The organism is Spiroplasma endosymbiont of Cantharis nigra (assembly GCF_964019925.1).
Lineage (GTDB): Bacteria > Bacillota_I > Bacilli_A > Mycoplasmatales > Mycoplasmataceae > Spiroplasma_A.
Map to the genome: position 1 here is coordinate 190,226 of NZ_OZ026470.1, position 12,798 is coordinate 203,023.

Below are 12,798 nucleotides of genomic sequence, written 5' to 3' on the forward strand. Positions count from 1 at the left end.
GGAGTATAACAATATGATTTGAGAAAAAATTTTAAAATTTAATAAGGAGTTTAAAAGCATTTCTGGTTTAAAGCCGTTATTAAAAGTAAATGACCAAAAAACTCTTGAAGTAAAAAAAATACTGAAATCCATTGCAGAGGAAATAATGCTGTTTTTTAATTTAGATAAAAATAAAATAAATTTATCAATAGGCCAAGGGAATATTACTTTCACTCCATGAATTGGAATAGATGAAACAAATGACTTATTTATGACTATAATTTTTTATCCAATAGAAGATGGACTAACAATAAATATTTGCCAAAAAACAGAAAAACTTACAAAAAATAAAGAAGGTAAGCAGCTGCTTATAAAAAATAGAGAAGTATTGAGTAATTATTTAAATAATAGCTTTAAAGATTTAAATTGAAAAAATTCTTATCCAAAGTCATTTGAAGAAAATAAATGAGATAGAGGGGCGAGTTATTCAAAAAGTTCACCAATTTCTATATTTCTAAATATTGAAAAATCTAATTTTGAAGAATTTAATAATTATTTTTTAAAAGTAAAAAATTTCTTTGATTTTATTAAGAAAGATTGAAAGTTTAAATTTGCAACTCCCGATAACTATATCGATATTTTTTCAAAGGAATCTAAAAAGGATTATAACGATGTGTTTGATGTAATTGATAAATATTACTCTTATAGTTTTTTTGAATCAAAAGATATCTTACTAAATTTAAAGGAGTTTGATATGGAAAATACAAAAAAAGCAAACTATAATGGAATTAATAGATTAAAGCATAAAGAAATTTTAAATAATAAAGTCCTAAATGGAGATAAAGCTGAAGATCATGTTGTTTTTTTTGAAAAAAAAAGTCTTATAAATGAAAATAGATTAGATCTCGCGAAAATGGTAAGAAAACTTGATACAGATGGTGACGGTTTTGATGTTTTAAGTTATTTTCCTGATGGAAAAATAAAAAGAATAGAGGTAAAATCATCTAAGAATGTTAAAAATAAAACCATTTACATAAGTCAAAGAGAATGAGAACTTTTTGAAAGTGCAAAATCAATAATTTACTATGTAAATGAGAGTCATAGACAGGTTAAAATAATAAAATTTAAATATCCAGATTTTAATAAAAAAAATTTAATTCCCACTTTATATAAAATCAATTTTTAAAAAAATGTGTGGATAATAAGCCATTATGTCTCAAAATACAAGTTTTATCTAATAAGTAGATCTTGTGTTTTCTCTTTTCTATCAAAAAAAATCAGTTTGTTGCTTTTCAAAGAGACTCAATTTTGGGTATTTTAGTAATTTCAAATTTCTCATTAGATAATGTTTTTATACTTATATGTGAGCAATTATCTCCCACTTGAATAAAATTGTAGATGTCATTTCTAATTAACTCATAATTTCTTTATTACTAGTTTCAATAATCATTACTTTTAACTTTGGTTTAAAGTAATTGGAGTAAAACCTTCAAATATAAATCACTTATCTTTTGTAAAACTAATACTGTGGCCATTATCAATAATTCTTTCACTTCGATAAGAGAAAACAATATCCTCCTCTTTAACAAATTTTCTAGTTACTGATTCTAATTATCTAAAGGTATTGAGAAATCTTTATTGTATTCCTAAATAAGATGGAGTAAATAATTATTTAATTGTTTAAGATTTTTCAAATCTAAGAGTCTAATTATTTGAGGCCTTCTTCTTTGTAATGTTCCAAAAAATTTCTCAGCTAAAGCTTTTTCTGAGGTATAGAAGTTATTTTTGTACTTACTTCAAGAAAGTGGAAAGTAAATGGCAATTGTGCATTGAAACATTATCCCCAAAATGGTCTCAATTATTTTTACTACTAAAAACGTTTCGATTATCACTAACATTTAATTTTGGTAAGCCATAATGTTTAAAGGTTTTTTTATAAATATTATAATAACTCTTAGTAGTTTTTTGCTCCTTGAAATAACCTCCCAAAGTCCTTTTACTAGATTTATCAATTACAATATGTAAATGACATTTTAAGTTTTTAATTCACTGATGATTTGAAGATCAGTTTCATAGATTTCTTCAAATTTTCTAATTTTTTTTTGCCTAGGATGAGGTTTGCTTGTTATAATTGAATTTAAAAGATACTCGCTTGTTAAATTTTCTTGGTTTTGTCCTTTAAATTTTTACCAATATCTTTTTTTGTTTTTCTGTTAAAAGCCTAAATTAAGATATTTCTTCTATTAATATTTGTCTGACTGCAGAGTAACTTATTTTACTTTCTCAGTTTAATTCTTAATAATTTTTAATACTAAAGTCATAATATTTAGTTTGAAATAATTTTATTATTGCATGTTTAAAGAGTGCTAAATTTAATTGTTATTTTACGAATAAAAAACTTATTTTCAAGCTTTTGATATTTTTTAAGTTTTTGTCATGTGTGTCTAAAACTATAACCTAATTTATAGGTTATATTTTTAAGAGATTCTTTCTTAAAGATAGTTCCTTAATTAATCTTAGTTGTTTTTGTTTCATCTCATTTAATAGTAATTCTTTCATAAAACCTCAATTTATTAACCATAAAGAAGGATAAATTTGCTTGTTAATATATAGGGAAATAACAGATTATTACTCATATTTAACATAACTTTTTTTATTCATATAAAAAAATAAAAAATATATAGTGTTATAATTAAATCAGTTATAAAAGGAAAATATCAATGGAAATTAAAAAATTATCTGCACTTCATTTATTATTGTCTAATTCGCAATTTGTAATACCGACTTTTCAAAGACAATATAGATGAGGCTTAGTTCAACTTGAACAATTTATTGAGGCATTAGAAATTATTAGAAAAAAAGATATTGACGAATATTTTATTGGAAGCATTATATTTTCTGAAAGACCAAGTAAATTAATTGTATTAGATGGTCAACAAAGGCTTACTACAATGTTTATATATACAGTAGCTTTTTCAAATTTTTATAAAAAGCATAATAGTTTATTATGAGATGAAAATAATTTATTTAATTTAGATAATAAAATAAGATTTATTAATAATAAAATTAAATTGGAATCATTAGATGATGATAAAATTTTTTTATCTCAGTTATTCAATAATGAAATAAATGAGTTAGCTAATAATAAAATTGCAAAAGCATACATATTTTTCATAAATTATTTTCAAAAAAATATTAGTTCTATCGATGAGCTCAATTTTCTCAATCTATTTAATAAATTATCTATAGCATTTATAAAAATTGCTGATTCAAAAATGGACCAATTAACTTTTGAATCAATTAACTCAACTGGAAAAGCGTTATCTTTAACTGATCTAGTGAGAAATTTTATATTAATGGGTTATAAAGATCCCGTTACTCAACATTTAATAAAAACTGAAAAATGAGATATCTGATCTAAATTATTAGGTGAAAAAATGGATGATTTTTTAATTAAATTAGTAACAATATGATCTGGTAAACAACCTTCAGTAAATTCACAAAAAGATGGAGAGAAAATGCAAAATAATTATAGAGAAATTTATGATTTATTTAAAAAATATTCTTATGAAAAATTTAAAAATAATTATGATAATTTAATTTTTGATATTCACTTATATGTAACTTCATATTTAATTATATTAAAGGGAAAATTTGAGGGTATTTTTTCAAAGAAATTTGAAAGAGATACAATAAATTTAAAATCATTCAACTCGTTTAATATTACAGGATATCTGCAAATTTATTTAGTAAAAAAGATGCTAATGGAGTCAATTTCAAATGAGGAACTTGAAAGATATACAAATTTGATAGCAAATTTTTATATAAGAAGAATTGTATTATTACCATCTTCAGGAACAAAGGATATTCAACGAAAATTTCCTTTAATTGTTAAAAAGTTGAGAGATAATGAGGATGTTTATAGATCATGTATAAATTATGAAAGTATTTTAAAAAAAGAACTATTTACTTCAAATAGTGAGAATCAAAATGCTGAAAATAATTATGAAATTTTAAAACAAAATAAATTATATGATTTCTCTGATTTGAGCTTAACAAAAGAATTAATATCAAAATATTATTTAGACAAAAGTAATTTTAATTATAATAATAAATCTGATGAACTTTATGAAGACTTTCTATTATTTAAATCTTTAACTAATGGAATTATTAAAAATAAAATTATATCTAGTTCTGAAAAGAAGGATTTGGGTCTAGTTGAACCAGAGCAAGTTATAAAAATAGAAAGAATGATTGGAAGTTTTTTTGTATTTGATGAGAAGCCCAAAAAGGGTCAAAAATATGAAAATAATATTCCTTTACTTACTTTAAATTATTTAAAAAATTCAATGAAATATGAAGATATTGTTAAAATTGATAAGAATTTATTTGAAAATAGATCAAATAAAATAATTGAGCATTTTTTGGAACAATATCCATACCCTGAGGAGGAATAAAAAATGGACAGAAGTGGTGGATTAAATTTAGCTGGACTTTTAAAAACATTTACAACTGATAATTATTTTCTAATAACAACTATTGGAGAATTTATTGATAATTCAATTTCTGCATGTCAAATTGCAAATCTTAAGGAATTACACTTTGAAATGATAGTGGATTATGAAGCAGAAAAAATATTTTTTATGGATAACGGTCCTGGAATTGAATCAAAAGATATTAAAAATAAATGAATTCTTTTTAATAAATATGATCAACTTGATAATATAGGTTTTAATAGAAAGCATGTCGGTTTTAAAAGGGGAGGATTTTGATTAGGGAAAAAAATAGAGTTATATACAAAAACATTATTATCTGAAAGTGGAACATATTTGGATATTGATGAAATTATATCAAAAGAAAATGATAGTTTTTCTATTGAAAAATGTATGGAAATTCAAGAAATTAATAATCAAAATTTGGTAATATTTAGAAATTTAATTAGTAAAATTTCTAAGCATGGAACTGGTACAATTTTTGCAATCTCAAAAAGTTATTTTGAATCTGCAAAAACTTTTAATGATAAAATTTTTCCATTAAAAAATTCATTCAAAATTGATGGTAAATATAAAGATAATAATATTTTGTTATTTCTTTACTTGAAATATTATAAGTTTATTGAAGGAAATGAGAATTTAAAATTAAATATTGAAATAAGAACTACAGTTAAAGATCAAAAATTGTCTATATCAAAAAAAGATTTAAAGCTTGGGAATTATATTTTTAATAAGGAGGACTTTTTAAACCAGTTTGCAAATTTTGATTTTGATGCTTTGGAAAAAAAATATTCAGACTTCTATGGAACAAATGTTCAAGAGGAGTATTTAAATACGTTTGGAATAAATATTGAAAAAATTATAGAGGATCTTAAAAAGGGTATTGCATCTTGAAAATTTAAAATGCCATATCACTCTATGAGAGGTGAAAGCAAGACGGAATTGCTAGATGTAAGCTTTTCATTTCTAAATAATAAATACATTGAGGAATTCTCTGTACAAGATATTTTTTCTGGAATTGTATTGATGCAAGATGGAAGAGCGATAAATATGGGAAATTATAATAAAAAAAATCCAAGCACAAGTGTTTTCTCAAGAATTAGTCAGAAAATAATTGGCTTTAATAGAACTGGAGATTATGTAACTCTTGATAAATATTGAACAGCTGAAATTAATTTGGATACAGATAATGAAATTCTATCAAGAGAATTTCAACCTATTGATGATAAAAGCAAGTTTGCTAATTCAGAAGTAATTCAAGATATTACAAAAGCATTCTCTGATTTTATATCAAGCAAATTATTATTAAATCAAATTGGTAATGAAATAGTTGATCATCAAAGATCAGAAAGTAATAGAGTATCTTCATCAAAATCTAAAAAAAATTTAAAAATAAACTCTATAACTATTAATAGTGAAAAGGAAATTGTTTCAAATAACATAGAAAAATTTATAAAAAAAAGTGAAGTTAAAATTGGTATTTCTGAAAAGTCATCGAAGGATAAAAAATATTTTACTTTACTAAATAAGACACTAAAGTTTAGATTTGAATTTACAAATAAACAGAGTAAGATGATTGATTTTAAGTATAGTTTTGATAGGGTTATAGGAGAAAACTCATTGTTAATAACTTATAATTTGAATTGCCATTTTTTTAATAAATCAAAAAATTTGGAAGAAATTTATTATAAAACTGCTTTTATGATGAGTATACAAATTGCTGAAGAATTATATTTAAATCTTCAAACTTTTGAAACTAACTCTAGAGCAGAGCAAGAAACACAACATTTTATAAATAAACTTTTAGTATTTAAGGAATATTCATATGAATAAGGTTTGGGAAATTGATTTAAATTTTTTTAAAAAAAAATTAAAAAATAACAGTACACAATTACCAGAATATATAAAAAGTGATTTAGTAAATGGAATAATAGAAAAATTAAAGGGAACTAATAATTTTTCTAACAATTATTTTGAAAATATTGTTGAAACTAATTTGAAAAGAATAGATAATGCTATCAATAATATATTTAATAATAAAAAAGGACTACTAATTTTTGGAAAAGTTCAATCTGGTAAAACTATTAACTCAATCTTTACCACCGCAATGTTATTTGATAAGGGATATGATATAGTTATTTTATTATGTGGAACAACTAATATTTTAAAAAAACAAAACTCTGATAGATTTGAAGAGTTTAAATTTCATTTTAATGATAATGGTTTTATTAAAATGAAAACATTAGCAGATAAAAACATAGTATCTTTTATTGATGATATTGGAAATAGGAACTTTAAATCAAAAATTTTTATACCAATATTAAAAGAGAAAACTAATTTAGAAAATTTAATTAATATAGTAAACACATCTGTTTTTATCAATAAATGCAAAATTGCTATAATTGATGATGAGTCAGATATTGCAAGTATTAATTATAATTTTATGGAAAAAGAACAAGAAGAAAGAAAAATTCCTGTTCTTATTAAAAACTTGTTAAGTAAAGTTGAAAATTCAAACTACATAGCTGTAACAGCAACTCCATACAATAATATTATTTTTAATAGACAAATAAAAGATGAGGGAATTAAAATTGATTATATTATAGGATTAGAAAATGATCTAAATTATCATGGTTTTAATTTTTTTCATCAGAATAAGAGTAAATATATAATTGAAGTAAAAAATAAGGAAATGAAAAAAAATATAATCTCACTTATTGAAATTTTTAAAGAAAATTATAATTCATATATTGAAAAAAAAGAAAATTTTTCTATTCTTATTAATACATCTGTTTCTACGACTGAACATTCAAAAATAAATAGGATTTTAAAAAAGGAACTTGAGATTTTATCTAAAGAATTAGACTTATTGAGTGATAATTACTCAATAAATATTTATAATTCAAAAAGTGAAGATGAGATATCTTTTTCCAAAAAATTTAACTTTATAATTGGGGGTAATTTACTAAGTAGAGGTATAACATTTCCAAATCTAGTTTTAGAGCTAATTACAAATTTTAATGAAGATGGATTTAACCCATCAACAATGATACAAAGGTGCAGGTGATTTGGATATAGAGATAAAGTTAAGGAAATAATTAAGATATTAATGCCATCTGACCTATCTAAATTTTATAGTTGTATAAGAAATGTTGAAAATATGCTTTTTGAAGCAATTGGCAATGGCATAGAAGTAGATAATTCATTTGTAGAGAAATTAGCAGGAGAATTTGAAAGAGAAGGTATCAAGTGAAATGCATAAACTCATTCCAGTAGAAAAGTTTAAAAGTGAATATTTTGATGTTTGTGATATAGAAGTAGAAAAATCACTAAAGTATAGAATAATAAAATTTAAGGAGCAATATGTAAATAGTCTTCAAGATACATATCTGCCAAACTATGAATGAACTTTGACTATGAATAAGAACTTGGAGTATTTTAGTGACACTCCTTTTAAAGTAGATGGAGTGGAAGATAAAGTTGTTGAAGTTATAAAGTACAATGTAATTGCTAAAGAAAATGATAATGAAGTACAGGAAGACTTTTATGCAACAGATGAATTTACAATAGATTTGTTAAGGGCAATAGACATAATATTTGAAAATAAGAGAATGAATCTTGGATGGATCTTAAATTATTATATAAAAATGTTTGATGGAAAAGAATTAATTAAGGAATATTATTTTTTTAAATTTGGAGAAATAATATTCCTATCAAAATTTAAAAATGATAAAATTAAAATAAACAAATTAATAGAAAATTTTAATAAAAAACTAGGATTTGATTTTTATGATAATAATGGCGGAGCTAATTTTAAAATTAAGGTAAAAAATAATACAGATAGAAATTTTAAAATTAAGTATGATACTTTTTCTGAGCATAAAGAAACAGATTTTTTAGTTTGTATTAATTTAAATATTTCTAAAGTTGGTTATTTATTAAGTAAATTTAGTGAAGATTTAATTCCTTTTCTTGAAAGCAAAGATAATATTGACAAAATAAAGGGTATTATAATTTATGCAAAATTTATGGAAAATAAATTATTAAACAGTTTACTTTCAGTTGATATTGAAAACTCTATTGTTGATTTTTTTAGTTCTAATGATTTACCATTGATATCTTCAAACTCTAATAATATTTTTAATTTAGTTTTTGAAATTGATGCTAATAAACAATCCAATATACAATTAGAAAGTTTAATATTTTAGATTCTCTATTTTTTTAAAGAAGATATTAAAATATAAATAAAAGAAATTTTATTTTTGCTAAAAAACTAATTATTAATAAGGGAATAGGTTTTAGCTTCAAAAGATTTAGAATACAATTTACTAATTCCAGAATTAGTAAATATTAAAATCAAAGAAAATTAAATGAGATAAACAACTGTTTTTTTCAGAACAAAATATAAGCAAAATAATAATAAAATTGCTAAGAATATCTTAGATAAAATTTATGAAAAGGTAACACAAAAAAGACTGAAATTAAATATAAGTATTTACTTCTTGTTTTAGATATTTTCAAGGAGATAAATTTAAAATCTCATAATAATATTTTTGTAATAAGAAAAGCATATAAAGAATTATATGCTTTTCTTATGGACATTTTAAAAATAATATTTTTGCAAGAATTTAGCAAATTTCACTCTAACATTTTTCAAAAAACTGGTGAAAATAATTTATTGAATAAAATAGATAAGCTTCAAAAATTAAAAACACTTTTAGATAATACAGAATTTTGGAAATTCCAATCTGAAGTTTTTTCCTTATTATAAGAATACTTGTGAGTTGTTCCTTAATTAATATTAGTCGTTCTTATTTCTTGGGATTTAATAATAATTCCTTCATAAAATCTCCATTTATTGATTATAAAGGAGGCCAAAGTTGCTTATTAATATGTAGGGACATAAGCGATTATTATTCATAAGTATATAGTATTTTTTATTAATATTTCTATAATAATGGAGTTATTTATAAAATATGAGTGTACTAAAAAAACAATAGAATTTTATTTTGTTAATTTGAAGTTATAATTATTTTGAAAGTTCATAATATATTTAGAATTATAGGGGTAAAGAATGATAAAAAGCATTAGAGAACAATTAATTAAAATAAGTCAATCAAATATTAATGATTCATCGACGGTGATTTCAAAAGAAATTATTAAAAGTTATGATAATTATATTTTTTTAAGTCAAAAAGAACTTGCAAATAAATGTTTTGTTTCAGAATCATTAATTACATACTTTTCCAAAAAAATGAATTATTCAGGATATCGTGAGTTAATATCGCGTTTAAAATTAGAGCGAGATATATATAATATGGATAAGCCAATTAAATTGGACGATAACTCAATTGTAAATTATCGTTTAGAGTTTGAAAAAACTTTAAGCTCAATTGATGCTCAGAATTTAGAAATAACAAAAACTATTAATTTACTTAAAACTGCTAAAAGAATATTTATTTTAAGTAGTTATGATCAAATTAATAATGCTGAATCTTTATTTAATATTATGCAAATACAAGGTAAGAATGTGCATTTTTCTAGATATCGAAAAACTAATGGTTATTATGTTAATGAGTTAAAAGAAGAAGATGTTGCATTTTTTTTAGTATCTGGATTAGATAATAATAGTTTAGTGAATTACTATGAAAGATTATTTGAAAAGAATTGTAAAAGAATTGTTATTGTTTCTAATAGTCAAGCATATAAATTTAAGCAACCTGATTCTTTAATAGTTATTCAAAATATTGAAAAGCACGAAATCTATGAAACTGCTCGTTCTGCTTATATTTATTATTTATTAAATTTTATTTTAATAAATATTTAGTATTTTAAACTACTTCAATGATTTTGCATTCATTTAAAGTAGTGTTTTTTTTATTGCAATTATTATATTTAACTATTAAATAATTAATGAAGGAGAAGGGAAAAAAAGGATATGAGAATTAATTTATATGCACCTTGTGATGGGATAATATATCCAATCGAACAATTAAATGATGGTGTATTTTCACAAAAAGCTCTGGGTGATGGTTTTTTTATTGAACCTACAAATAATATTATTTGTTCACCACTTGAAAAGGCAAAAGTTAGTTTGATCTTTGAGACACAACATGCTATTTATGTTGAGAATGAAGACTCAAGACTATTAATTCATATGGGAATTGACACAGTCACTTTAAATGGTGAAGGGTTTAAGACATCAGTGAAATTAAACCAAAAAGTTAAAAAGAATGATATTTTATCATCTGTAGACTTTACAGTTTTAGAAAAAAAGCAATTAAACAAAGCAATTATAGTAGTAATTGATTCACAAAAGGGTGAATCAATATTAAATTTAAAAATATCAAAAGAACAAGTTAAACAAGGAGAATTAATTGGTTACTTAGAAGTTAACCAAAACATTATAAATAAAGAAAAGAGCAATCCTTGAAAAGATATTAGTAATGATATTTTAATAAATATTGGGGGAAAAGATAATTTTAATTCCTATTATAATTGCATGACAAGATTAAGAATAAAAATTAATGATAAAAAATTAGTTAATGAAAAGGAACTTAAAAAAGTTGCTAAGGTTAAAGGGATAAATTGAAATGGTGACGAGCTTCAAATTATTATTGGTGGTGATGCTTACAAAGCAAAAGATCAATTTGATTTCATTTTAAAATCAAAAGATATTAAAACTGAAAAAAAGCCTTTTGGTAAAAAAATAACTCAATTTATTTCAAATGTCATGATACCAGCTTTACCTGTTTTAATGGCAACAGGAATAATTGCAGGAATTCAAGCTTTATTAGCTCAATTTGGTTGAGTTCAAATTCCAAGTGCTGAATTACCAGAGACACAATTAGACTTATTCTCAATGCTTTTATTTATTGGTTCTAAAGTTGGTTTAGAAATGATTGGAGTTGTATTTTGTTACAATACTGTTAAGTACCTTGGAGGAGATCCCATAATGGGAATCTATTTAGGAGTGGCTTTAACCACAAGACATTTCTTAGGTTCTGGCTTTGGTGAAGGGGCTTTAAATTGACAACATGATGGTAAAGGATATTATCTATTTAAATTATTTGGTAATAAAATTTATATTAAAGGTTATGAATCTAGTATTATTCCTTTAATAACTGGGGGAATTTTCTTATTTTATGTTGATAAATTTGTTAAAAAGTGAATGCCTGGTGCAGTTGATATTGTCTTTAGACCAGCCATTGTCTTTGCTACAAGTTTTGTAGCAACGCTATTTGTGATTGGTCCAATTACAGGTATAATTGAACAACTACTCGGTCAAAGTGTTATTGCTATTGGTGATCTACCAATTGGTTTAGGAGTTGCTATATTTTGTGGATTTTGACAAGTTTTGGTATTAACAGGAGTACATATTGCTGTTGCTAATGCTGTTAAATTTCCAATAATGGCGAATCAAGGTTCATCAATGTTAGCAGCTGGTTTTGGAATTGCTATTTTGGCTCAATTTGGTGCATGTATTGGAGTATTTTTAAGAACCAGAGATCAAAAATTAAAACAAGCTGCAGCAGGAGCTATGCCCTCAATAATTTTTGGGATTAGTGAACCAACAATTTATGGAGTTAATTTACCAAAAATAAGACCATTTGTGTGTGGTTCAGTTGCTGCTTTCTTTGGTGGAATGTTATCGGGGATTTTAAAATTAGATGCAGATGTAATTGGTGGTGGTGGTTTTTTACAAATAATGTGATTTACAGATGGTATTTGAGAAATGGTTCTTTATTTACTTGTTTTGATTGTAACAATTATCATTGCTTGTCTCTTAACTTTAACATTCTATAGTGAAAGAAAAACTGAATTGAAGCAAATAAAAGAACTAAATAAATCAATTAAAAAATTCTTTGTTACAAATAATATAGTTTCTAAAAAGGAATATAATTCATTATTAAGTAAAACAGAAAAAACTATTATAGATGATCTTATTAATAATAAAAAAGAATATTTTGAATATGAAAAGTTAAGTTTAGAACAGCTTAAATTAAGACAAAAAATGGAGGATAATGAAAATAATAAAAATAGAAATTATGAAATTAAATTAAATGAACTTAAAGTTAACTTAAAAGAACAAGAGGTTAAGATTAATAATTTGAATAACAAAATAGATAAAAAAATAGATAACTATTTATTAGAAGTTTCTAAAGTGTCTAAAAATTCTGATATTGTTCTTTTAAAAAACGATTATGTAAATAGTTTAAATTCATTATTTTCTACTTACAATAATTTGGAATTAAGGGAAAGTCATTTAGAAGTTATTAAGTTAAATTTTAAAAGTAAAGTAATGTACATATTTAAAAAATAAAAG

The 12,798-nt window shown here is 23.1% G+C and carries 7 protein-coding genes; all 7 read left to right on the top strand.

Annotated features, from left to right (window positions below; all coding sequences use genetic code 4):
- Positions 1–13: 13 nt before the first annotated feature.
- The 7 genes from AACL04_RS00875 (at position 14) to AACL04_RS00905 (ending at position 12,795) form a co-directional block, all read left to right on the top strand.
- A complete protein-coding gene (locus tag AACL04_RS00875) occupies positions 14–1,165 on the top strand; it encodes a protein NO VEIN domain-containing protein (protein ID WP_339030542.1) in 1,152 nt (383 codons plus the stop codon).
- A 1,534-nt stretch (positions 1,166–2,699) separates the two neighbouring features.
- Positions 2,700–4,436 (top strand): DUF262 domain-containing protein, encoded by a 1,737-nt coding sequence (locus AACL04_RS00880; RefSeq protein ID WP_339030544.1) that lies wholly within the window; start codon positions 2,700–2,702, stop codon positions 4,434–4,436.
- A gap of 3 nt (positions 4,437–4,439) precedes the next feature.
- The gene (locus AACL04_RS00885) at positions 4,440–6,305 is read left to right on the top strand and encodes an ATP-binding protein (protein WP_339030546.1); all 1,866 of its coding nucleotides are present in this window, start codon (positions 4,440–4,442) and stop codon (positions 6,303–6,305) included.
- On the top strand, positions 6,298–7,734 hold the full coding sequence (locus AACL04_RS00890) for a Z1 domain-containing protein (RefSeq protein WP_339030548.1): 1,437 nt from the start codon (positions 6,298–6,300) through the stop codon (positions 7,732–7,734). Before AACL04_RS00885 ends, AACL04_RS00890 begins: the two co-directional genes overlap by 8 nt.
- A complete protein-coding gene (locus AACL04_RS00895; protein WP_339030550.1) occupies positions 7,727–8,680 on the top strand; it encodes a hypothetical protein in 954 nt (317 codons plus the stop codon). The genes AACL04_RS00890 and AACL04_RS00895 overlap by 8 nt, the downstream gene beginning before the upstream one ends.
- A gap of 866 nt (positions 8,681–9,546) precedes the next feature.
- On the top strand, positions 9,547–10,299 hold the full coding sequence (locus AACL04_RS00900) for a hypothetical protein (RefSeq protein WP_339030552.1): 753 nt from the start codon (positions 9,547–9,549) through the stop codon (positions 10,297–10,299).
- Between the two features lie 111 nt (positions 10,300–10,410).
- A complete protein-coding gene (locus AACL04_RS00905) occupies positions 10,411–12,795 on the top strand; it encodes a glucose PTS transporter subunit IIA (protein WP_339030554.1) in 2,385 nt (794 codons plus the stop codon).
- Positions 12,796–12,798 lie beyond the last annotated feature (3 nt).